Annotated in this window: 24 protein-coding genes, 1 tRNA gene and 1 pseudogene; 21 read left to right on the plus strand and 5 right to left on the minus strand. The window is 53.8% G+C overall.

The features are described from left to right. Positions 1-579, minus strand: a pseudogene (locus tag ACPGUT_RS07230) (transposase); the annotation flags it as partial. Positions 580-600: 21 nt separating this feature from the next. Between ACPGUT_RS07230 and ACPGUT_RS07235 the strand changes: the two are divergent. The 8 genes from ACPGUT_RS07235 (at position 601) to ACPGUT_RS07270 (ending at position 7,945) form a co-directional block, all read left to right on the plus strand. Further along, positions 601-1,515 (plus strand): LysR family transcriptional regulator, encoded by a 915-nt coding sequence (locus ACPGUT_RS07235; RefSeq protein ID WP_423989862.1) that lies wholly within the window; start codon positions 601-603, stop codon positions 1,513-1,515. Between the two features lie 76 nt (positions 1,516-1,591). Further along, the gene (locus tag ACPGUT_RS07240; RefSeq protein ID WP_423989864.1) at positions 1,592-2,446 is read left to right on the plus strand and encodes a putative hydro-lyase; all 855 of its coding nucleotides are present in this window, start codon (positions 1,592-1,594) and stop codon (positions 2,444-2,446) included. After that, entirely contained in the window at positions 2,443-3,480 is a 1,038-nt protein-coding gene (locus ACPGUT_RS07245; RefSeq protein ID WP_423989866.1) for a TRAP transporter substrate-binding protein, read from the plus strand. The genes ACPGUT_RS07240 and ACPGUT_RS07245 overlap by 4 nt, the downstream gene beginning before the upstream one ends. 28 nt (positions 3,481-3,508) lie before the next feature. Then, positions 3,509-4,057: a TRAP transporter small permease subunit gene (locus tag ACPGUT_RS07250; RefSeq protein WP_423989868.1), complete on the plus strand. Its 549-nt coding sequence runs from the start codon at positions 3,509-3,511 to the stop codon at positions 4,055-4,057. After that, the gene (locus ACPGUT_RS07255; RefSeq protein ID WP_423989870.1) at positions 4,054-5,337 is read left to right on the plus strand and encodes a TRAP transporter large permease; all 1,284 of its coding nucleotides are present in this window, start codon (positions 4,054-4,056) and stop codon (positions 5,335-5,337) included. Before ACPGUT_RS07250 ends, ACPGUT_RS07255 begins: the two co-directional genes overlap by 4 nt. A 42-nt stretch (positions 5,338-5,379) precedes the next feature. Beyond that, positions 5,380-6,150: a 5-oxoprolinase subunit B family protein gene (locus ACPGUT_RS07260; RefSeq protein WP_423989872.1), complete on the plus strand. Its 771-nt coding sequence runs from the start codon at positions 5,380-5,382 to the stop codon at positions 6,148-6,150. After that, on the plus strand, positions 6,147-7,175 hold the full coding sequence (locus tag ACPGUT_RS07265) for a biotin-dependent carboxyltransferase family protein (RefSeq protein ID WP_423989874.1): 1,029 nt from the start codon (positions 6,147-6,149) through the stop codon (positions 7,173-7,175). Before ACPGUT_RS07260 ends, ACPGUT_RS07265 begins: the two co-directional genes overlap by 4 nt. Further along, positions 7,172-7,945 (plus strand): LamB/YcsF family protein, encoded by a 774-nt coding sequence (locus ACPGUT_RS07270; protein WP_423989876.1) that lies wholly within the window; start codon positions 7,172-7,174, stop codon positions 7,943-7,945. Before ACPGUT_RS07265 ends, ACPGUT_RS07270 begins: the two co-directional genes overlap by 4 nt. Positions 7,946-8,322: 377 nt before the next feature. Here ACPGUT_RS07270 and ACPGUT_RS07275 read toward each other — a convergent pair. From ACPGUT_RS07275 to ACPGUT_RS07290, 4 genes are all read right to left on the minus strand, one after another. Beyond that, positions 8,323-8,399: transfer RNA gene (locus ACPGUT_RS07275), tRNA-Arg, on the minus strand. 95 nt (positions 8,400-8,494) lie between these two features. Beyond that, positions 8,495-9,886, minus strand: coding sequence for a sensor histidine kinase (locus ACPGUT_RS07280; RefSeq protein ID WP_423989878.1), 1,392 nt, complete (start codon positions 9,884-9,886; stop codon positions 8,495-8,497). Between the two features lie 20 nt (positions 9,887-9,906). Beyond that, complete coding sequence (locus tag ACPGUT_RS07285; protein ID WP_423989880.1) at positions 9,907-11,325, minus strand: dihydrolipoyl dehydrogenase family protein; 1,419 nt, start codon at positions 11,323-11,325, stop codon at positions 9,907-9,909. A 3-nt stretch (positions 11,326-11,328) separates the two neighbouring features. Then, complete coding sequence (locus tag ACPGUT_RS07290; RefSeq protein WP_423989882.1) at positions 11,329-12,048, minus strand: TVP38/TMEM64 family protein; 720 nt, start codon at positions 12,046-12,048, stop codon at positions 11,329-11,331. A 351-nt stretch (positions 12,049-12,399) separates the two neighbouring features. Here ACPGUT_RS07290 and rpmH point away from each other — a divergent pair, with 351 nt between their 5' ends. From rpmH to ACPGUT_RS07355, 13 genes are all read left to right on the plus strand, one after another. Continuing rightward, positions 12,400-12,534: a 50S ribosomal protein L34 gene (gene rpmH / locus ACPGUT_RS07295; RefSeq protein WP_039017738.1), complete on the plus strand. Its 135-nt coding sequence runs from the start codon at positions 12,400-12,402 to the stop codon at positions 12,532-12,534. Between the two features lie 25 nt (positions 12,535-12,559). Beyond that, a complete protein-coding gene (gene rnpA / locus ACPGUT_RS07300; protein ID WP_423989885.1) occupies positions 12,560-12,988 on the plus strand; it encodes a ribonuclease P protein component in 429 nt (142 codons plus the stop codon). Beyond that, on the plus strand, positions 12,985-13,248 hold the full coding sequence (yidD, locus tag ACPGUT_RS07305; RefSeq protein ID WP_423989887.1) for a membrane protein insertion efficiency factor YidD: 264 nt from the start codon (positions 12,985-12,987) through the stop codon (positions 13,246-13,248). The genes rnpA and yidD overlap by 4 nt, the downstream gene beginning before the upstream one ends. Before the next feature lie 363 nt (positions 13,249-13,611). Then, positions 13,612-14,496 carry a tRNA 2-thiocytidine(32) synthetase TtcA gene (ttcA, locus tag ACPGUT_RS07310; RefSeq protein ID WP_423989971.1) on the plus strand — a complete coding sequence of 295 codons (885 nt, stop codon included), beginning with the start codon at positions 13,612-13,614 and terminating at the stop codon, positions 14,494-14,496. A gap of 158 nt (positions 14,497-14,654) precedes the next feature. Beyond that, entirely contained in the window at positions 14,655-16,121 is a 1,467-nt protein-coding gene (locus tag ACPGUT_RS07315) for a putative bifunctional diguanylate cyclase/phosphodiesterase (RefSeq protein WP_423989889.1), read from the plus strand. A 150-nt stretch (positions 16,122-16,271) separates the two neighbouring features. Continuing rightward, the gene (gene yidC / locus ACPGUT_RS07320) at positions 16,272-18,086 is read left to right on the plus strand and encodes a membrane protein insertase YidC (RefSeq protein WP_423989891.1); all 1,815 of its coding nucleotides are present in this window, start codon (positions 16,272-16,274) and stop codon (positions 18,084-18,086) included. Next, positions 18,086-18,838: an MOSC domain-containing protein gene (locus tag ACPGUT_RS07325; RefSeq protein WP_423989893.1), complete on the plus strand. Its 753-nt coding sequence runs from the start codon at positions 18,086-18,088 to the stop codon at positions 18,836-18,838. The genes yidC and ACPGUT_RS07325 overlap by 1 nt, the downstream gene beginning before the upstream one ends. Then, positions 18,838-19,491, plus strand: a complete 654-nt coding sequence (gene yihA, locus ACPGUT_RS07330; protein ID WP_423989895.1) for a ribosome biogenesis GTP-binding protein YihA/YsxC — start codon at positions 18,838-18,840, stop codon at positions 19,489-19,491. The genes ACPGUT_RS07325 and yihA overlap by 1 nt, the downstream gene beginning before the upstream one ends. Positions 19,492-19,523: 32 nt before the next feature. Further along, positions 19,524-20,393 carry an acetylglutamate kinase gene (gene argB / locus ACPGUT_RS07335; RefSeq protein ID WP_423989897.1) on the plus strand — a complete coding sequence of 290 codons (870 nt, stop codon included), beginning with the start codon at positions 19,524-19,526 and terminating at the stop codon, positions 20,391-20,393. Between the two features lie 72 nt (positions 20,394-20,465). Continuing rightward, positions 20,466-20,771 carry a hypothetical protein gene (locus ACPGUT_RS07340; protein WP_423989899.1) on the plus strand — a complete coding sequence of 102 codons (306 nt, stop codon included), beginning with the start codon at positions 20,466-20,468 and terminating at the stop codon, positions 20,769-20,771. A 34-nt stretch (positions 20,772-20,805) separates the two neighbouring features. Continuing rightward, positions 20,806-21,600 carry a sterol desaturase family protein gene (locus tag ACPGUT_RS07345; RefSeq protein ID WP_423989901.1) on the plus strand — a complete coding sequence of 265 codons (795 nt, stop codon included), beginning with the start codon at positions 20,806-20,808 and terminating at the stop codon, positions 21,598-21,600. Then, a complete protein-coding gene (locus ACPGUT_RS07350) occupies positions 21,576-22,229 on the plus strand; it encodes a ferredoxin (protein ID WP_423989903.1) in 654 nt (217 codons plus the stop codon). The genes ACPGUT_RS07345 and ACPGUT_RS07350 overlap by 25 nt, the downstream gene beginning before the upstream one ends. Before the next feature lie 227 nt (positions 22,230-22,456). Further along, complete coding sequence (locus ACPGUT_RS07355) at positions 22,457-22,960, plus strand: SixA phosphatase family protein (protein ID WP_423989905.1); 504 nt, start codon at positions 22,457-22,459, stop codon at positions 22,958-22,960. Positions 22,961-22,984 lie beyond the last annotated feature (24 nt).

Genomic DNA, 22,984 nt, shown 5'->3' on the forward strand with positions numbered 1-22,984 from the left:
GGCGGGCATCGGGAATGCGGTTCCAGACAGATTTGGGACGCGGCGAATGATCCGCCAACGCATCCAAACCGCCGTCGACATAAAGATCGTACCATCGGTAAAACGTGCTGCGCGGAATGCACAGCATATCAAGCGTCTGCTTGACCGGCAGATGAGAGCCCTCAACTGTGCGAATGATTTCAAGCTTTTCGGACGCGGGATACCTCATACCTCGTATCCCCCATTTCCTGTCATGCTTTTTTTGAGCAGGCGGTTTTCAAGCGTCAGATCAGCCACGCACTCCTTCAATGCCAGCGACTCCGAACGCAGATCTTTCACTTCTGGAGACGTGGCCTGCCGCGCAGTATCGCCCGATAACCGACGTTTGCCTGCTTCAAGGAACTCTTTGGACCAGCTGTAATATAGGCTCTCTGCGATGCCCTCGCGGCGGCAAAGAACGGCAATGCTCTCCTCGCCACGCAGACCGGCCAAAACAATGCGGATCTTCTCTTCAGCTGAGTAAGTTTGACGTGTCTTGCGACGGATGTTTTTGACCACCTTGTCAGCGGCGTCTTTCGATGTGATTGGTTTCTTCGTCATCTCGATCTCCTAATCGATAAGATGAACCAGAAATCCTCCTTTATTCAAATCCTCAAATCTGTCCAACGGGTGCTGACGTCAGACAGTCTGGGGGGGGTGCGAAAAGCTTCGGTCGCATTGCACCTGACGCAACCCGCTATCACGGCAAGGATAAAGAATCTCGAAGAAAGCCTTTCTTGCGAGCTTTTTGACCGAACTGCCAGCGGCATGAACCTGACCAAACGGGGCGAATTGCTGATCTCTTATGCCGAGCAGTTTGAACATCTGTCCGAGCTTGTTCAAAAGGATCTGATTGACCCCGCCGGAATTGAACGTCATCTGCGGTTGGGGGTGTCCGAGACCATCGCCCAGTGCTGGCTGCCGGAACTTATTTCACGACTTCATGCGCTTTACCCAAAGCTCGAAATCGAATTCAACGTCGACATTTCCATCAACCTGCGGGCCGGATTGCTGAACCGGGAGATTGATCTGGCCATCTTGTTGGGGCCTATTTCGGACTATTCGGTGGAAAATGTTGAACTGCCCGGTTTTGAACTGTCCTGGTATGCTGCGGCCGACGCACCTCAAGATGCCGTTGAGATCGGATATCTTTCCAGACCGGTTCTAACCTACGCCCGCCATACACGCCCCTTTCGTGAGCTCAAGGAAATGCTGTTCGAGCGGGCCGGGCCGGGCGTATCTCTGTTTCCATCGTCGTCATTGTCAGCCTGTTTTCGTCTTGTTGAAGCGGATCTTGGGGTTGCAGTTCTGCCCAAAGCGCTTGGGAAGGAATACGTGAACGACGGTCGAATCCGTGAGTTTAACCCCGGTTGGGTGCCGCAACCCCTGCAGTTTTCAGCTTCATATCTTGGCGAGCCAAAGAGCCATATGGTTGAAACTGCTGCAAAAACCGCGTTGGAAGTGGCGACCAAATTTACGAATGATAAAAATAATTGATAGGTATGTAGAAGAAAAATCGATTTGATTTTATAAGTCGTGACGGCCAACATTCTTCCATCTGGAGGAAACAATCGTGCCCGTCACCTATGAAACTTTACTGAATAGTGATCTGCCAAGCTTGCGCAAAGCTGTCCGCTTCGGGAAATACACAGCCCACACAGCGGGGTTGGGACGCGGCCTGCTTCAGGCCAATCTGGCCATTCTTTCGAAGTCGTATGCGCTTGACTTTATGCGGTATTGTCAGCGCAATCCAAAACCTTGTCCGTTGACTGGAGTGTCCGACACCGGAAACCCATTGATGTTCACATTGGGGCACGACATCGACATCCGTACCGATGTTCCAGCCTACAACATTTATCGCAATGGCCTATTGGATGATACCGTCTCCGATATTTCAGATCTCTGGACTGACGATTTGGTCGCCTTTGCGCTGGGATGCTCTTTCACTTTTGAACACGCCATTCAGCAGGCGGGTATCCCGCTTTGGCACATCGACAATAATAAGACCGTGCCGATGTTCCGCTCTAACATCGATACCGTTCCTGCCGGTCCGTTCAGCGGCAAAATGGTGGTGAGCATGCGGGCAATCCAGCAAAGCCGCCTTGCTGAAGTCGTCAATGTTTCGCGGCGCTACCCACTGGCACATGGAGCACCCATCCATATTGGAGACCCGGCGGAGATTGGCATCATGGATATCGGTCATACTGATTGGGGCGATCCGGCCCCGGTGGGTGATGATCAGGTGCCTGTTTTCTGGGCTTGCGGCGTCACCCCTCAGGTTGCGCTCGAGGCTGCCGGTCTTCCTCTCTGCATAACTCACAAGCCCGGGTACATGCTGATCACCGACATCGCCGAAGACGCCGAAGTGCCGGTGATCTCAGCCCACACGCCAACGCACGACCATAACCAACAAGGAGAGAAATCATGAAGAGAACCATTGGCATCCTAGCAGTCTCGGCAGCCCTCGTTACACCAGCAATGGCCGAAGATCTGTCGGTCGTCGGCAGCTGGTCCGGCCTGCCATTGCACAAGCAACATGAGGCACCGTTCTGGAGTGAAACGCTGCCTGCCGCGTCTGGCAACAGCATCACAGTGGCGCTGACCACGCACAACCAGATGAATCTAGGCGTCGGTGACGTCTATCGGCTACTTGGCGATGGTGTCTATGATGTGGCTATGACCGTGGCCGATTATGCGGTAGCCGACGCGCCGGAGCTTGAAGGCTTGGACGTCCCTCTGCTGGCGTTGACGGCAGACGAAGCAAAGACGATGGTCGACGCGGCTCGCCCGATGGTTTCTGATATTTATCGTGACCGGTTCAACAGTCACGTTCTGGCGATCGCACCTTATCCGCCCCAGGTCGTTTTTTGTAACGCTGAAGTTTCCAGCCTTGCAGATCTCGAAGGTCTCAAAGTACGCGCCTCCGGTCGCATGACGGCGAAATTCCTCGAAGCACTGGGAGCCGAGGGCGTTAACGTCAGCTTCTCCGAAGTGCCCGGCGCGTTGCAGAAAGGCGTTGTGGACTGTGCAGTAACTGGAGCTGGTTCAGGCTACAGCGCTGGTTGGTGGGAGGTTTCCACTCATCTTCTTCCTATCCCGCTCGGCGGATGGGATAGCGTTGTAACGGCCATGAACATGGACAAATGGAACAGCTTGGATGCGGATACTCAAACGCTGATCAGTACGCAGGTTGCGGCTGAGTTCGAGGCACCGGCCTGGGCGACGGCGCAAGATGCATTGGTGAATGATATCGCTTGCCTAACTGGCAATGGCGAATGTCCCTCTGGTGATGCGCGCACGATGACCCTGGTCGAAGTCTCTGATGAGGAATTCGCCAAGGCGCGAGATGTGCTGGTCGATCAGGTTTTGCCGGAATGGGCCGAGCGCGCTGGTGCCGACTGGGCCGAACGCTGGAATGCATCGGTCGGTAATACTGTCGGCGTTACGATAGCAGTCGAGTAGCAAAAAGACACAGGAGGAGGGGATCGCAATGGCACACCAAATACTTGCATTGATGAAACGACTTAATAGATGGGTGGCGATGCTGATTGGAATCGTACTGCTGGGCTGCGCCGCCTTTGTGCTGGTCGAAATCATCATCAGAAAATTGGGGTCCTCTCTGGGCGGAACTGACGAGATCAGCGGATATGTGATGGCAATCGTCACTTCCTGGGGTATGGGATTTGCCCTTCTGGAACTCAGCCACGTCCGCATCGATTTTCTCCGGGGGCGCGCCGGTGCCCTCGGCCGGTCGGTGTTCGATCTGTTCTCGATGACAATCTTGTCCTGCACGATCACGTTAATTGCGCTCCGGTGCTGGCCGGTTGTCGAGCGGTCCCTGTCCAATGGGTCACGTGCCAATACACCACTTGAAACGCCTCTTGCACTGGTACAGATCCCTTGGTTTGCCGGCTGGCTCTGGTTCGCCATTGTTGCGTGGTTCACTCTTTTCGCCGCTATCCTACTGATCCTGCGCGGTGAATTTGACCAGTCTGAATCTGCGATCGGCACATTTGGCGAAGAGGAGGCCCTGAAATGATTGGTGCTGTTTCTGTCGGGCTGCTGGCCCTTCTCACCCTGTCCATCCCAGTCGGAATAGTCTTGTTCCTGCTTGGCTTTGGCGTTGACGTTTTTTTTAGTCCGTTTCCTCTGGTCAAAGGGCTGGGGAACCTGGTCTGGTCAACATCTAACAACGCCACATTGATCGCCATCCCGTTCTTTGTGCTGTTGGGCGAAATCTTGGTACGCAGCGGCGTCGCCACCCGCACTTATGCTGCGCTCGACCGTTGGGTTAGCTGGCTGCCGGGCGGCTTAGTACATGCCAATGTTGCGACGGCGACGATGTTCTCGGCGATATCGGGTTCGTCTGTGGCTACCGCCGCCACGGTTGCCACGGTTGCCATGCCGCAGGCCGAGAAATTGGGCTATGATCCCAAGCTGTTTTCCGGAGCCATTGCTGCGGGTGGTACTTTGGGCATCATGATCCCGCCGTCCATCAATCTGATTGTCTATGGTTTCTTGACGCAATCTTCTATTCCGCAGCTCTTTCTTGCAGGCCTTTTACCCGGAATACTTCTGGCGTTAGGTTTCATGGCAATCACGGTTCTGATCTGCATGATCCGTCCGGAACTGGGCGGCACCCGTCGCTTTTTCCCCATTGCTCAGATGTTTCAATCGCTGCTGCAGTTGCTGCCAATCGTGCTGTTGTTCGGAGCCATCATCGGCACGATCTATAAAGGCTGGGCGACCCCGACCGAAGCAGCCGCTGTCGGTGTTGCCGGTGCGCTGGTCATTGCTGCATTCTTTGGCGGAGTGTCAATCAACATGATCAGTGAAAGCGTTGTAGGCACTATCAAGATCACCTCGATGATCATGTTGGTTGTCATCGGTGCATCATTCCTGAACTTCACGCTTGCATCTGCCGGGCTTGGCGCCGAACTGAAGGCCTTTCTTGACGGCCTCGGGCTTTCGCCGCTGATGACGATCCTTGTGGTGGTCTGCATCTATATCGTGCTGGGCTTCTTCATTGAGACATTGTCGCTGATGGTGGTCACCATTCCAATTATCGTACCGTTGGTTGTCGAACAGGGGTTTGACGTAGTCTGGTTCGGGATTCTGATGATTGTCCTGATCGAAATGGCGCTGATTTCACCGCCTGTCGGGCTGAACCTATACGTGGTGCAGGGTGCGCGTAAAACCGGCAAGATGAGCGAAGTAATGCTGGGTACGATTCCCTATGTCATCATGATGTTGATCATGGTTGTCGCACTTATCGCCTTTCCGCAGATCGCGCTCTATCTCCCTGCAGCTTTGCAATGAAGCTTTGTGATTTCCGTTGCTGTCAAATCCTGAGAGACCGTCATGACTATCCTTGTTTCTAATTCCGGTGGCACCCCGCCAGGGGCAGAATGGCCACAGATCAGAACTGTCGGCATCGACGGCCTGTTGGTCAGCTTCGGAGATCGCCTGAGTGAACCTGCAAACCGGGCCGCGCTTGCTTTGCGCAACGCAATCGAACGTGCCGACTGGGTCGGTGTTGAAGAAACCTCAACTTCGATGGTCTCGACTTACTTGCGTTTTGATCCACTGTGGCAAGGCCACGCCGCAATGCGCGCCTCTCTCAGAGAGTTGCTTGGTCAACAGGACTGGTTTGCAGCCGCGCTGCCGACTGGTCGCAGGCTCTGGCGGATCCCAACGGTTTATGGGACTGACCTGGCTCCGCAGCTCAATGAGGCAGCTGCGGTCGCGGGTCTATCGCCTGAGGAAGCCATGGTGTCGATTTCGCAAAGCCGAGTCCGGGTCCAGACCATCGGCTTTGCACCGGGCCAGCCCTATCTTGGCGAACTTCCCCCCGAGTGGGACATCCCGCGCCAGACTGCGTTGACTGACAAGGTGCCGATCGGTGCGCTTACCGTAGCCATTCGGCAAATCGTGCTGTTTTCGGTTTCAGCCCCGACAGGATGGCGGCATGTCGGGCAGACAGCTTTCAGCTTGTTCCGCCCAGACGATGCGACTCCTTTTGTCTTGCGTCCGGGCGACGAGGTGCTCTTCGAGCCGACAACGGCAGAGGAACTGGCCAACATGCGTGCCAGCGGCCCCGACGGCGGCGCGACGTCGGAGGTGCTGCAATGACGCGTGCGTTGAATGTCCATCGTGCGGGGCCGGGGTTATCGGTTCAGGATCAGGGGAGGCCCGGTTATCTCGCCTACGGTTTATCGCGTGGCGGAGCTGCCGACCGGCTGGCGCTGGTTGAAGGTGCGGCGCTATTGGGACAGGACGAAGGCCACGCCGCCCTCGAAATGGCCGGAATGGGTGGCGAATTCGAGGCGACGGAGGATATGCGCATCGCACTCACCGGTGCACCGATGCGGGCCAGTATCGACGGCGTCCGAATAGCCTGGAATGCCAGCCATTCTCTGCCAGCCGGAACGCGCTTGTCGATCGGTGCGGCAGAAAGCGGAACCTATGGCTATCTGCATCTGGGGGGTGGGTTGGCAACCCCATCGCGGTTGGAGGCGCGCAGCGCTCATTTGACAGCGGGCGTTGGCGCACCGGTTCAACCTGGGTCCTGCCTACCGGTCGGCGAAGACGGTAATCCCGACATCACCGGTCTAGGAGTCGACTCGGAGCCGCGCTTTGACGGCGGTGAAGTGCGGTTCGTGCCGAGCTTGCAGACGGAATTCTTCGACCCGGCTGAAATCACTCGGTTTGAGACGACTGAGTTTAACCGTGATGCTCGCGGAAACCGCATGGGTGCAAGGTTCCTGCCGCAGGGCGACGGATTTCAAAACGAGACGGGTCTTAGCATTCTGTCCGAAGTCATCGTTCCCGGCGATATCCAGATCACCGGCGATGGTACACCATTTGTGCTCCTCTGCGAGTGCCAGACGACGGGCGGATATCCCCGTATCGGATCGGTCCTTCCTGCTGACTTGCCGCGCGTTGCGCAGGCAAGGCCAGGGGCGAGTTTGCGCTTTCGATTGTTGAGCCTGGAAGAGGCGATGGAGGTCGAAAGGCGCGAACACGAGCGACGAAAAAGACTGCGACAGACGCTGCGCCCACTGATCCGGGACCCCCGGACCATACCCGACCTGTTATCCTATCAACTCATCAGCGGCGTTACCGCCGGCGACGATCTGGAAAAGGCTATACCATGAGCAAAACTGTCGATCTGAATGCTGATATGGGCGAAAGTTTTGGCCCTTGGATCATGGGAGATGACAATGCCCTGCTGCAGACTGTGACATCGGCCAATATCGCCTGCGGGTTTCATGCTGGCGACTGGGATGTGATGGCGGGCACCATGTGCGCTGCGGTCGAAAATGGTGTCGGCATCGGCGCCCATCCCGGCTTTGCTGATCTGCAGGGCTTTGGCCGAAGACGCATGACGGTGTCACATGAAAGCCTTGGCAACCTGATCCGCTATCAGTTGGGTGCGGCCCAGGCCATGGCACGGGCCGCGGGCGGTGAGGTCCGGCACCTGAAGCTTCACGGCGCGCTGGCCAATATGGCCGCTGAAGACACAGGAATTGCGCGAGCCTGTTATCGCGCCGCTTTATCGGTCGCCCCCGAGATCATTGTCATGGTTCTGGCCGGGACCGCCCAGCAGGCGGCGGCGGCAGAACTGGGCTGCAAAGCAGCCTGCGAAATTTTTGCCGACCGGGCCTATAACAACGATGCCACACTGGTCGACCGCAGCCTGCCGGGCGCCGTCATCCATGACCCGGAAATTGCCAGCCGACGTATCGTGGAAATGGTGCGGGCCAGTGCGATCATCGCAGAAAGCGGCAAGCATATCCCGACCCGCATCGATACGATCTGTTTGCATGGCGATACACCTCAGTCGATCAACATCGCCGCAAGAACACGGTCTGCCCTGCAGGCCGTCGGAATTTCCCTTTCTCAATTCAAGGGCGCTGCTCTTTGACAGCAAGCCGGAACGTTCCGGGGGGTACTGGCTGGCGCGTTGCGATGTGTGCACCAGCCGTGCCCAGATACAAAGGATTCCTGCGAATGGAGTAATCCTCCAAACGTCCGCTTAGAGAAATAAATCCAGGGCTTTCGCGTGTGGAGCAAATGACCGGTATCCGCCCTTCGTGAACGGAATTCCCGAACAGGGCGTGAAGGCATAGCTTATTCTGAAGCATCAAAGTGCTGTGCTCTCACCCGAAAATTTCGGAGAATCACTAGATTTGGTGGGAGTTATTTTGTCCGAAAATCATCCAATGGCAAAACTATGTGGCGCAAAAGGTAAGACTTCGGTTAGAAAAGGCAAAACTATGTGTCTTTTCACAACAATGTAAGTGGCGGACCGAGGAGGATTCGAACCCCCGACCCCCTGATTCGTAGTCAGGTACTCTATCCAGCTGAGCTATCGGTCCGTTGAGGTGGGGTTTAAGCTTATGTGGCGGGGGCTGCAAGGGGCAAAATGCATTTTTTGCAGAAGAAATTCATTTCACTATTGAGGCACCCCAAATCAACGAACTTCCTGTTGTTTGGGCATATGAATTGCAAAACAGGTGCCGGTTTCATCGCTTCCGGCCAGTTCAAGGCGGCCACCATGGCCGCGGATCAGTTCCGCTGAGATGGTCAGGCCAAGGCCTGTGCCACCTTTCCGTGCGTTTCCTTGAAAGGCCGTGAACAGATTCTCGCGGGCCTTAGGGGGGAGGCCTGGGCCCGTGTCGCGGACGAGCAGGCACCATTCAGTTTCGTCTTCGATGCCAGAAATAAATACACTTCCTTCATTGCCGGTGGCGGCAACGGCTTGGCGGGCATTTCGAACCAGATTTGAGAGAACTCTGTGCAGCTGTTCTGCATCGGCACGGATTTCCAGAGTTTTGGGTATATCACCGTTGATCATGACAACGCTGTCAGATCCTGCAGCGAGACGTTCGCCTTCGATGACGTCATCCACCAGTGTAGACAAATGTACCTGACTTAGATTGGGGGCGGGTTCTTCGGCTTTACCAAAGGCAAGTGTGCTTTCACAGAGGTTCACGGCGCGCGAGACGGAGTTAATAAGTTTAGGGGCAGCCTTTTGAACCGTTGGGTCCGCAGAGCCTTCCATCCTATCGGCCATCAATTGCGTGACCGTCAGGATATTGCGCAGATCATGGCTGACCTTTGCCACTGCGCCGCCGAGCTGCGCCAAGCGTTCTTTTTGACGCAGGGCGCTGGTTATTTCGGTTTGCATTGATGCAAGGGCTTCTTCTGCTTCGCGCAATTCTTGCACTCCGGAATCCGGCATGATCACTGTGCGGGCATCCTCGGGCGCACGGGCGTAGGCCTGCATGACGGCGACGACACGTTTGATGGGCAAGACGATAATGCCGCGCACCGCAACGAAAAGCATCAGCGCCGTGATCGCGGATATCACAGCAGACAACAGCAGGATGTTCAGACCGTAATCTATCATCGCCATACGCAGGCTGCCGGTGTTCATGGTGACTTCGATTAGAAGCCCACCTTCGCGTACGGGCTGACCCAGAAGTGTGATGACGCGTGGGGTCGTGTCAAAAAGACGCCGGACCGCGTCCATCATTAGGGTTGTTGCAGGGGCATCCCGCAGATCAAAGCGTTCATCCACCATTGCGGTCATCGGTGAGGACAGAATTAACTGACTTGAATCGTTGCGGCGCAGGACCACGTTGAACACGCCCGCGGAATCCAGAAGTTCTGCTTCGACGTCGGGTTCGATCATGTCATTTGCCAGAACCGCGAGGGCAGCGATCTGTGCGCGTTCAAGCCGTAAAAGCAGATAATCCTCGCGGAAACGCGCGATGGATGGCACGAAAATCATGACCTCGGCCAACATCACAAAGATGACGGTTAGAATCAGGAAGCGTCCGGAAAGTGTATTGAGACCCATTTTTGAACCAGCCATTGACCTTAGGGGAGCCATTTTTGAACGGCTCGAACTACTCGTTTTACCATGTCAGACTCGAACAATCTGGGCGTATAGTAAACACCCGCAACACGTTTATTTATTTCTGCGACTGTCGGATAGGGTGCAACCGTTGCAGCGATGGATCCGATTTTTAGGCCATTGGCAATGACAAGCGCCCAGGTGTTGATCAGTTCACCGGCCTGTGGGCCGGCGATGGATGCACCCACGGGTTTTCCTTTTACAACCATAACTTTGATCAGTCCTTTTGCCTTGCCATCGGCGATCAGACGGTCGTTTCCTTCGAAACTAAATCGCAAGGTTTCCAGTTTTGCACCATATTTATCACGTGCCTGCGCTTCGGTCAGGCCGACCTGTGCCAGTTCCGGATCTGTATAAGTGGCCCATGGGATGTGATCTGTGCGGGCTTTGGCCGGCATTGCTGTCAGGGCTGACCGGATTACAATCCCTGCGTGATAGCCGGCGACATGGGTGAACTGCAGCGGGGATGCCACATCGCCAACGGCATAGACTTTGCGGTTTTTCGTGCGCAGGCCTGCGTCGACTTGTATCAGGCCTCGATCTGTTTCAATGCCAGCAACAGTAAGGTTTAGTCGTTCAATGTTGGGTTTGCGACCAACGGCGATCAACAGATGTGAACCTTTGAAGATCCGACCATCTTGTGTTTCCACTTCGATTGTCTCGCCGGATTTTCGGATATCAGCAGCCAGGGCATTTTCTGCGATCTGAATGCCTTCTGTACGCAGGTTATTCAGAACAATCTCAGCCATTTCTGGATCATCTTTACCAAGAGCGTTTGCCCCCTCGATGACGGTGACTTGACAACCAAGTCGGCGGTGCGCCTGGGCCATTTCCATTCCAATAGGGCCGCCGCCAATGATCAGCAGGTGGTCTGGGCGTTCTGTTTGTTCAAAAATGGTTTCATTCGTGTCATATGGCACGTTTTCCAGCCCGGGGATTGGCGGCACCAGCGGGGAAGAGCCGGTCGCAATGACAAAACGTCGTGCGGTGATAGTAGTGTCACCGGCTTGAATTTCTGTCGGGGAAATGAACGTTCCGTATTCCTGGATCACATTGACCCCGAGACCTTCGAAACGTTCAACGGAATCATGTGGTTCGATGGTTTTGATGACATTGGCAACATGTGCTTTAGCGCCTGCGAAATCGATCTGGGGTACTGCTTTTGCAATCCCGTATTTTTCACCGGCTTCCAACGCATGCGCCGCTTTGCCTGCGGCGATCAGGGCCTTTGACGGGACACACCCGTAATTCAGGCAGTCGCCTCCCATTTTGTGCCCTTCCAATAGGACAACATCAGCCCCCATTTGAACTGCCCCCGCAGCAATGGAAAGCCCGCCGGACCCGGCGCCGATGATGCAAAGATCTGTTTTGATACGTTTCATGGGTCAGGCCTTTTTCGACAATTTTTTCAGAAGGATCGGCAGGGCCGCAAGGGCGCAGAGACCAAGAACCGGCAGGAGAATATGTGGCTCAAAGATTATACCAAGGTTGGGCGTTTCACCCCGATCGAAGACTTCGCCAAGCCCGGCCCCGACCGACGTGTACACAATGCCGCCAGGAATGATGCCGATAAAGGTAGATATAGTGAACCGCCACAAAGATACGCCGACCAATGCAGGGATCAGGTTGGCCAAAAAGAACGGAACAGCCGGAACAAGCCGGATCAGAAATAGCATAGACCATTGGTTTTCATCTATTCCGTCTTTGATCTTTTTAACGGCCCCGTCAGAGTTTTCCATTTTCGCGGCCAGCTTTTCACCCAGTCCCCATTTGGCGGCCAGAAATATGATCACGGCACCAATTGTTGCAGCTGTAATGTTGAAAAACGCACCTGGGAACGTGGCGAAAAGGAAGCCTCCGGTCAGGGTTGCGATCGTCGCACCGGGCAGGGAAAATGCAACGATAACAATATATACGGCCATAAAGGACAGCAGTGCGAGCAAGTAGTTATTGTCACGAAATGATGTTAGGGTTTCGCGGTTTGCAGCAAGGGCTTCAAAACTAAGGTGGTCGCGCAGGGTAAAAGCCCCAACAACAGCAACCATCAGGATCACCAACAAGGGCAGCAGGCGACGGGCTGTGTTTTCTGCAGTTTTCTCTGACATGACAGTTTCCATATTTTCGTTGTGGCTAACATGCTATGTTCCGAGACAAAGCAACAGGGGGATCACGCGGGGTTGATCAGGGGTGATCGAAATCGGGCTGAAAGGGTGGAAAACGGGCGGAAACTGTAATAGTTTAAATTTCTTGAGGCCGAATGTTGCAAAAATTTAGGGTGGTTTCAGGGGCATGTTTACAGGTTTCACCCTAGGTGACCGGAAAATCCGGGGGCAGGGGGATAAAATACCTGACTATGAATTGACTTCCGGCCATAAGCCCCTTAATGACCGGGCTTCAGAGATTAAGGCTTTCGAATCTGCTGTGGATTTCGCCGGCCAACATGATGGAGACGCGCTATGAAACGCACATACCAACCTTCGAACCTCGTTCGTAAACGCCGCCACGGTTTCCGCGCACGTATGGCAACTAAAGCTGGTCGTAAGATCATCAACGCGCGCCGTGCAAAAGGCCGCGCAGAACTCAGCGCATAAGATTTTGGGCGAACGGGAGTTCCCGATGATTGCGCCCGATGCTGAGATCAAAGCTGTAACCGCCGGGGTGGAAACGCCCGCGGCGGTTTCTGCTTGCCTAACGGTTCTGCAAAAGCGTCGCGACTTTCTGCAAGTTGCCCGCGCAAAACGCGCCATTGCGCCTGCTTTCATTCTTCAAATGCGCAAACGTCGCCCTGATGAAGCGGAAGGTATGCGTATTGGCTATACCTGTTCCAAAAAAGTGGGAAATGCCGTTGCGCGCAATCGTGCGAAACGACGCCTGCGCGAGATCGCCCGACTTGAACTGCCGGAATTCGGGCTGTCGGGATGTGATTATGTGTTGATTGGCCGTGCGAAGGTGACCGCTGAACGCGATTTTCAGGAGATGCGTAAAGACCTGCGCAAGGCTTTGGGGAAAGTGCACAGCAACGCTCATCCGGCCCAAACCGCATGAGCCCCCTGGCCCATATCGTGTCTCTGCCTATACGCGCGTATCGCCTGTTGTTGTCGCCATGGGTGGGGCATGGGTGCAGGTTTCAGCCCACCTGTTCGGCTTATGCGATGGAAGCGTTGGAAAAACATGGTGGCCTGAAGGGCAGCTATTTGACGGCCCATCGCATATGTCGTTGTCATCCATGGGGCGGCGAAGGTTATGATCCTGTGCCTGATAAAGCCTGTCAAAACGGCACCTCACACGAGAATGATCAGAATTAAACTGCGATGATCAGCTGGGGTTTACTGTGTGTGGGGATTTCGTCTGATATGCTGTTAATCTTTGTAGAACCGCTGTGATCGAAAATACCGGTGGTGTGAACTGGTGAAGTCGCAATCCTATTGTTTCATGTGTTTGTAATAATGACGCCCCCACAGGTGATCTAAGGCTTGTGGCGGGGCCTTGCGTGTTCTGCTTGGGCGGCCACGAGTGATGATGAAATAATCGATATCTCTTCCCAGAATTGTGTGGGTTCAAGGGTATTCGGGCGTGGTCTTGTCGTTGCAGGGAGTGCGGATAACCTGATCGGTTATGGCGCAGAACCTGCGCTTGATATGTCTGATCGGGTGGACTATTGCAGCGCCATGTATGATGAAGCTGACGATATCCATCCGCTGTTTTACGGCGCGCCCTCAACCACTGAGTTTAAGAAGCTGCGTAAGCGCATTGTGCGTGCGACACGTGAAGCGATTGAACAATATGGGATGATTGAGCCCGGCACGCGCTGGCTGGTGTGTTTGTCCGGAGGCAAGGACAGTTATACAATGCTGGCGGTCTTGCATGAACTGAAGTGGCGCGGGTTGCTGCCGGTGGAATTGCTGGCCTGTAATCTTGATCAAGGACAGCCGGGGTTTCCTGCGACGGTTCTGCCTGAATTCCTTGAAAAAATGCAGGTGCCACATAAAGTTGTCTATGAAGACACATATTCTATCGTGAAAGATAAAGTGCCTGCAGGGCGGACCTATTGCGCGTTGTGTTCGCGTTTGCGTCGGGGGAACCTGTATAGGATTGCTCGGGAAGAAGGGTGTTCAGCAGTGGTTCTGGGTCATCATCGTGATGATATCCTGGAAACATTCTTTATGAACCTATTCCATGGCGGGCGTCTGGCAACTATGCCACCGAAGCTGGTAAATGAAGAGGGGGATTTGTTTGTTTATCGCCCCTTGGCCCATGTGGCCGAAGCGGATTGCGAAAAATTTTCAGCTGCAATGAATTACCCTGTGATTCCCTGTGATCTGTGTGGATCGCAGGATGGATTACAGCGCCAGCAGGTGAAACAAATTCTGGATGGTTGGGAAAAGAACAGCCCAGGCCGGCGTCAGGTGATGTTTCGGTCGTTGATGAATGCACGGCCTTCGCACCTGCTGGATCCTAATCTGTTTGATTTTGTCGGTTTGGCGCGGCGTAAAGAAGCCGTGGTTCCCGGTGAAATTGATGAAAATACGACGGAAATTCCTGTCCTGCGTTAACGGTACGCTGAAAAGGAACCGCTAGGCTTCGCCTGACTTCCGGAATGTCCGGAAAGGGGAAACAGGGCGGATCTATGCGAGCTTCAGACAGTAATTTATATTCTAGGTTAAAATTTATCTGCCAGCGCGCGGTGCGGACCAATGCGGGAAGCCTGATTGTGTTGACGCCGGTTGTGATGCTGATTGGGCATGAAATCTTTGGCGAAACCGGGTTGCTTGTCACGGGCATCAGTATTTCGTTGTTGTATCTTCTACTGTCGCGCATGGTGGTAATGAATTTTGCGGATGTGCCACGTGATGGGGCGACGGGGTTGGTTCTGAAAAACGGGTTGGTGCAAACTTTGTCTGAATGGATTCTGACAGCACCAGGGAAGGGGCGATCAACGGCATGCCTTTCTTTGGAACTTGATGACTTCAATGGTTTGCGCAGTCGTTTGGGAGAAGATGTCAGCAATGAAATCCTGCGCCAGATCACGGCGCGAATGCTGTCTGTTTTACGCAGTACGGATGTATTGGCGCGCAATGGACGCAGTGGGTTTTTGCTGGGATTGTCACCAATTCGGCGCATCGATCTGGAGGCGATGATACAATTGTCCGCACGCTTGCATGAAGCCATTGAGGAACCTCTGGTGGTGAATGGTATGAATGTGCATTTATCGGCCTGTTCTGGCTTTTGTCTGTTGACGCGCAGCCCTGGCAGTAACCCCGAAGCGTTGATTGATGCCAGTGAAGTTGCATTGAGTGAGGCAAAACAGCAAGGGGCAGGTTCCATACGTGCGTTCACCCAGGACATGCAGGCGGCTGCTATGCCCGATCCTGCGCTACGGGAACGTATTGAGCTTGCGCTTTCTAACGGTGAGATCCGACCGTGGTATCAGCCACAGGTGTCAACAAATACCGGGAAAGTGACCGGTGTAGAAGCGCTGGCGCGTTGGATACATCCGGAGAAAGGTGTCGTTCCGCCATCCGACTTTCTTCCGGTGATCGAAGCTTCCGGTCTGTCCGGGCGTCTGGGCGAAGTGATATTATTTCATGCGTTGACGGCTTTGAAATCTCTTGATCAGGCGGGGACAGTTCTTCCTGTGATGGGGGTGAATTTTTCAGATGCAGAATTGCGTGATCCGCGGCTTGTGGATCGAATCCGTTGGGAACTTGACAGGTTTGATTTGGCCCCGCAGCGCCTGGGCATCGAAATTCTTGAAAATGTGATTGCAGATCATGACAGTGATGTCATTTCACGTAATATTCAGGGTCTGTCTGAAATGGGGTGCTATATTGATCTTGATGATTTCGGGACCGGTCATGCATCCATCTCCAGTATCCGACGTTTTGCCGTCGGGCGGTTGAAAATTGATCGGTCTTTCATCACCAAAGTCGACGAAGACCAACAACAGCAACGTATGGTTTCCGCGATCTTGACCATGGCGGAACAGTTGCAACTGGAAACGCTGGCAGAGGGGGTGGAGACCCCCGGAGAGCATGCGATGCTGGCGCAACTTGGATGCGGGCATGTGCAGGGTTTTGGTGTAGCACGCCCCATGGCGGTTGAAGATTTGCCCGGCTGGATTGACCTGCATGAGGCCAGGCTTGATGCAACTTTGCGGATTGGCCGAAAAATCGGATAACCGTTTTTTGCCGGTGTATCGTGTGGCAGAAGCTGAAAAAGGCCTGAATCTGCGACCAGAAAGCCGAACTGACCTGAATCCACTTGACCTTTTGGCCCCGGGCTTGTTCAACCCGTTCTGAGTTTCAACAGGGAAAACGGGCGGGATCGCATGGACGACCAGAACAAAAATCTCATTCTAGCAATCGCGCTGAGTGCGTTGGTAATGCTGTCTTGGACATATTTTTTCCCGGCCCCTGAACCTGTTGTCGATCCGAATGCACCCGAAGTTACCAGCACGTCTGAGCTGACAGGTTCAGGTACGGTGTCTGCATCGGGTGGCCAGGTTGCTGCTGTTCCAGCGGAAACAACGTCGGAACCTCAGGCAGAAGCACCCCGCATTGAGATCAGTTCTGATCGCTTGTCCGGCTCCCTTTCTTTGCGTGGCGGTCGGATCGATGATCTGCGTCTGAACGATTACCGTGAAACCCAAGCGGCAGATTCGGATGTTGTGACCCTTCTTTCCCCAGATGGTTCTGATGCACCATATTATGCCCAGCATGGCTGGCGCCCTGTACAAGGTGGTGTACTGACAACTGAAAACGTTCCCGGTCCATCAACGATCTGGTCTGTTGAAAGTGGCGAAGTTTTGACCCCGGCGACACCGGTAACCCTGATCTGGGATAATGGCGTTGGCCAAGTCTTCCGTCGCAACATCGCGGTGGATGAGAATTATATGTTCACCATTGGACAGTCTGTCACGAACAACAGCGACACCACCGCAGGCCTTGCCCCTTACGGGTTGATCGCGCGTCATGGTGAACCAGCTGATCTAAAAGGTTTCTTTATCTTGCACGAAGGCGCGATCCGCATGGCGGATGGCATTCGGGAAGAAACGGACTATGACGATATCACGGGCCTTGATTATATGGCGAATGAAGGATCCCGTGCGGTTCTGACCCCCGTCGCAAATGACGGCTGGATCGGCTTTACAGATCATTATTGGATGACAACGCTGATCCCTGGTATTGGCAAGTCGTTTACAGCCAAAGAACGCTATATCGATAATCGCGAGATTTACATCACAGAAACCCTCTTGCCGACGGTGTCCGTTGCATCAGGTACAGAAGAAGTGATTGAAACCCGTTTCTTTGCAGGTGCGAAAGAATGGGAAACCATCCGCAATTACGAAAAAGATGCCGGCGTAACCGATTATATCGACAGCATCGACTGGGGCTGGTTCTCGTTCTTTACCAAGCCGATTTTCTGGTTGTTGCACACGCTGAATGGCCTGATTGGCAACATGGGCTGGGCGATCATTGCATTGACCATTGTGATCAAAGCGATGGTTTTGCCGCTGGCGTATAAATCGTATGTTTCAATGGCGCGGATGAAAGAACTGCAGCCTGAAATGGAAAAACTGAAAGAACGTGCCGGTGACGACCGTCAGAAAATGCAGCAGGAGATGATGAAGCTGTATAAGGAAAAGAAGGTGAACCCGGCTGCCGGTTGTCTGCCAATCCTTGTTCAGATCCCGATCTTTTTCTCTTTGTATAAGGTGATTTTCGTAACGCTGGAGCTGCGTCATGCGGAATGGATTGGCTGGATCCGAGATCTTTCTGCGCCAGATCCAAGTACGATTTTCAACCTATTTGGCATTCTGCCATGGGCCGCGCCTGCACCTGAAAGCATCCTTGCGCTGATCTTTATTGGTGTTATGCCGATCCTACTGGGTATTTCTATGTGGTTGCAGCAAAAGCTGAACCCGGCCCCCACAGATCCGACACAGCAGATGATTTTTGCATGGATGCCGTGGGTGTTTATGTTCATGCTGGGTGGTTTTGCATCAGGTCTGGTTCTGTACTGGATTGCGAACAACACGATCACCTTCATTCAGCAATATGCGATTATGCGCAGCCACGGACATAAACCGGATATCTTCGGTAATATTAAATCTGGCTTTAAGAAGCGTGAGAAAAGCAGCTGATGGGGACACTCGCCCAGATCTGGCGCCACCCGATTAAGGCGCATGGACGTGAAGCAATGGTAAACGCGCGGCTGGAGATCGGCCGCGCTTTGCCGTTGGATCGACTCTGGGCCGTGGCGCATGAAAAGGCGAAGCTGGATGCGTCTAAAGATGGTTGGCATCGCTGCCCGAATTTTTCTCGCGGGGCATCTGTTCCGATGCTGCAGGGACTGGAATGTCGTGTGGATCAGGTCAGCCAAACGATGACGCTGACCCATCCGAAGAAACCCGGGATTACATTTAACCCGGATGACGCCCAAGACCAGATGCGATTGATTGATTGGTTGCAGGATTTCACCCCGGAAGGGCGGCCAAAACCTGTGAAGATCATAAAGGCGCATAACGCGATGACTGACAGTCAGACGGTGTCTTTATCGCTGATGAACCTCGCAAGCAATCAAGCGATTGGTGAAGTGTTGGGGCAGGGTATTTCGCCGCTGCGCTGGCGTGGGAATATGTTGATTGCAGGGCTTGATGCCTGGGAAGAACGCAGCTGGATCGGGAAGACTGTTCGCATCGGCAGCGCAGAATTTTTTATCCGCAGGGAAATCACCCGTTGTCGTATGACAGAAGCAAACCCTGAGACCGGGCTGCGTGATGCCGACACATTGGGCGCGTTGAAACGCGGCTGGGGCATACAGGAAATGGGTGTGCATGCGGTTGTAACAAAAGCCGGTGAAATCACCGTCGATGATAAGGTTGAGGTGCTCTGATGGAAGTGAAATTTCCCCTCGCAGAAGAACCAGATGATTTTTCCCGTGAAAAGGGCCGTATGCTGTTTGCGGGCGAAACCACCTTCTTGAAAGGGGTGGTTGCGATGGATGGCATGCCGCCGGATGATCGGATTGAAGTATGCTTTGCCGGGCGCTCCAATGTGGGTAAATCCAGTCTGATCAATGCTCTGACTGGGCGCAAGGCGCTGGCGCGGGCTTCAAACACGCCGGGTCGTACGCAAGAGATCAACTATTTTTGTGCAGGGGAAGACAGCCATTATCTGGTCGACCTTCCAGGATACGGTTTTGCGAATGCGCCACTGCCTGTCGTTGAAAAATGGCAACGTCTGTTGAAAAACTATCTGTCTGGCCGCGCCACGCTGCGTCGTGCCTTTGTGCTGATTGACACGCGCCACGGGGTGAAAAAGGTTGATCACGAAATTATGTCTCTGCTGGATCGTTCCGCGGTGGCTTTTCAGGTGGTGATGACCAAAATGGATAAGGTGAAGGCCGGCGAACGGGACAAGACCCTGAACCAGATCCGTAAGGAACTGCAAAAACACCCTGCCGCTTTCCCTGAAATTGTCATGACCAGTTCTGAAAAAGGGATTGGGATTGAAACCCTGCGCAGTATTATTTCGACATTGATCTGATCCGAAGATCACCGTTTTACCAGGTTACACAGATGAAGAAACAAGACGCCATGAACAGAGACTGGATCGCCACCGCCCGTACATTGTCCCAGGCCCTGCCGTATCTGCAACGCTATGATGGGGCAGTTGTTGTGATCAAAATGGGTGGTCACGCCATGGGGGATGATGATGCAATCGCGACCTTTGCGCGTGATGTTGTGCTGATGCAGCAGGTGGGTTTGAATCCCGTGATTGTGCATGGCGGCGGCCCGATGATCAACGAAATGCTGGGGAAGTTGGATATCAAATCTGAGTTCGTAAACGGTAAACGGGTCACGGATGAAGCCACAGTTGAAGTGGTCGAAATGGTTCTTTCAGGCCGCGTGAATAAAAAAATCACTCAGGCGATCAATGCTGAAGGGGGCAGGGCGGTTGGCCTATCCGGGAAAGATGCGAACCTGATCACCTGTGACGTGACCGACCCGGCGCTTGGGCTTGTGGGGACCCCTTCTGTTGTAGATACAGGTGTGTTGCAGACTTTATTTGACGCCGATACCATTCCGGTGATCGCACCGCTTGGCGTTTCTCGCGATGGTGAAACCATGAACATCAATGGCGATACTGCGGCTGGTGCGATTGCGGCGGCATTGGAAGCAGACCGTCTTCTGCTTCTGACGGATGTGGATGGTGTACGTGACGCATCGGGTGAGGTTGTAACCGAACTGACTGTTGAACACATTCGCCAGATGACAGCGGATGGGGTGATCGCGGGCGGCATGATCCCGAAAACTGAAACTTGCTTGGATGCCATCGCAGGTGGTGTGCGCGCTGCGGTGATCCTAGATGGGCGTGCGCCTAACGCCTGCCTGCTGGAATTGTTCACTGATCACGGTGCTGGATCAATTATTCGCGCCGACAGCTGATCCTCCTGACAGAAGGCTGTCAGGAGGGATGTTTTATAACCTGCTGATAACCAGATCACAGGAGATCAAAATATGTCTGTTCTTGAACGCGTACGTTTTAAAACCCTTCCGAATACCGATGAAGCAGCCTTTCTGAAGGCTGCCGAATCCACCAGCGCATGGGCGAAAAAACAGCCCGGATTTATGTATAGAACGCTGGTCAAAGATGGCGATCATTGGGAAGACCTTGTGTATTGGGACAATGCGGCCAATGCCAAAGCGGCCGGTGAAGCCTTTATGGGGGCGTCTGAAAATGCGGATCTGGCGTCTATGATCGCGCCTGACACAGTCGTGATGTCGCATTTGCCCCAAATGCACGCGGCTGTGGCCGCCGGGTGATTGACCGGGGCGATGGCTGTGATCATATGGGGCTATGGAAAATGAAGCCCTGATCCGCCTAAGCATTTTTCTGGGTCTCTTTGTGTTGTTTGCTGGCATTGAGACCTGGATCCCCCGCCGCCCACGTAGCCTGCCACGTCGTGCTCGCTGGATCACGGCTTGGTCGATGACGCTGCTAAATACCCTGACGTTACGTCTGATGGCGGTTGCCTTGCCCTTGTTGGCTGTGGGCGCAGCTGCGGATGCTGAACATCAGGGATGGGGCTTGTTGAATGTGTTGGCTTTGCCTGGATGGATGGACATTGTAACTGCGGTTCTGGTTTTGGATTTTGCCATCTGGTTCCAGCATATGGTGACCCATAAAGTTCCTCTTTTGTGGCGTCTGCACCGGGTGCATCATGCCGATCGCGATATGGATGTCACCACCGCGATCCGGTTTCACCCGGTGGAAATCGCGATGTCTATGCTGATTAAAATTGGCGTGATTTATGCCCTTGGCCCTGCAGCGATTGCTGTGGTGATCTTTGAAGTCATGTTGAACGGGACCGCTATGTTTAACCATGCAAATATGCGACTGCCATTGGCGGTTGATCGTGTGGTGCGACTGGTTCTGGTGACGCCAGATATGCATCGCGTGCATCATTCGGTGCATCGCCATGAACATGACAGCAATTACGGATTTGCGCTGTCGATCTGGGATCGGGTGTTCGGGACATATGTTGCACAGCCCGCAGCAGGGCATGACGATATGGAAATTGGCTTGTGGTGGCGTGATGACAAACCCGCAAAATTGGGGTGGAGCTTGTGGTTGCCGTTTCGGAAGAAATAGAACGCCTTGCTGCGAAAGCTTGTCTGGCGATTGGCGGGATGCTTTGGGATGGTGACGACACAATTGTATTGTTGATCCCGCTCGAACCTGGGTTTTGGACATTTTTCACCGCTTCACCTGAATATGCGGATGGGCTGGCAGATCCGCTGGACCGTTGGTCAAAACGGGTGATCAAGGGGATTGCGCAGGATCTTGGGGCAGTGGCAGCGTTTCCGTCTGACGGACCGCCTTACCCTCCATTTTTTTCATGGGCGTTGAGAACAGGCCAAGCTTGGGCTTCGCCTGTTCAGATGTTGGTGCATCAACGGGCTGGGATGATGCTTTCGTTGCGGGGGGCGTTGCGGTTGACGGGGCATGTGCAGCTTGCGCCGCTTTCGGGCACCAACCCCTGCAGAACCTGCGTAACCTCCCCTTGTCTGACACGCTGTCCAGTGGGTGCGCTGAGTGGTGAACAGTATGATGTTGCTGCATGTCAAAGCCATTTGCGAACGGCTGAAGGTCAGCGCTGTATGACGCAGGGCTGTCTTGCGCGCCGGGCCTGTCCCGTTAGTCAGAAATCCGGCCGGGAAGATGCGCAATCGGAATTTCATATGCGGGCATTTACCGAAGATCAGAAATCCTCTTCCTGAAAAAGAGGTGGAAAAATGAGATTTCTGTCATGTGGCACTTAGCGAAGGTTTCTTATGAACCGATGCTGTTCAGGGGGATCTGGGGTATAAATTCTGGGTGATCTTAGATGTCAGGGAAGGATTTTCTGGCGTTTGTGAATGTAATGAGGGATATCTGGAGTTCCAGCGGCTTCTCATTGGGTATCCGGTTGGATGGATCCGAATACCTGACTGTTGAAAGATAATTTATGACCAAACGCTTGATCCTGATGCGCCATGCCAAATCCGGCTGGGATGATCCGACCCTTGATGACCATGAACGAACGCTAACTGATCGCGGTAAACGCGGGGCACTGGCGATAGGCAAGTGGCTTGCTGTGAACGAATTCGCGCCAGATGTTGTACTGTCTTCCACTTCTACAAGAACCCGGGAAACGCTGAATGGACTGGTTGAAAGTATTGGCGAACAGACGGTTGAGTTTCAGGATTCATTGTATCTGGCACCTCCGGGACGGATGCTAGCACGCCTACAGGAACGTGCTGAACAAACTGTTCTGATGTTGGCCCATAATCCGGGAACAGCAGCATTGGCTGAGGGATTGGTTAAAGGGGCGGTAGAACATGCAAAATTTCGTCAGCATCCCAGTGCGTCCACGACAGTCCTTGAATTTGACCTAGAATTTTGGCGTGATATTCAGCCATCCAGTGGGCAATTGATCGGATTTGTGACCCCTGCGGATCTGCAGGTCTGATCACTAACAGCTGCGTATGGCCTC

Source organism: Halocynthiibacter sp. (genome assembly GCF_049608145.1).
Lineage (GTDB): Bacteria > Pseudomonadota > Alphaproteobacteria > Rhodobacterales > Rhodobacteraceae > Halocynthiibacter.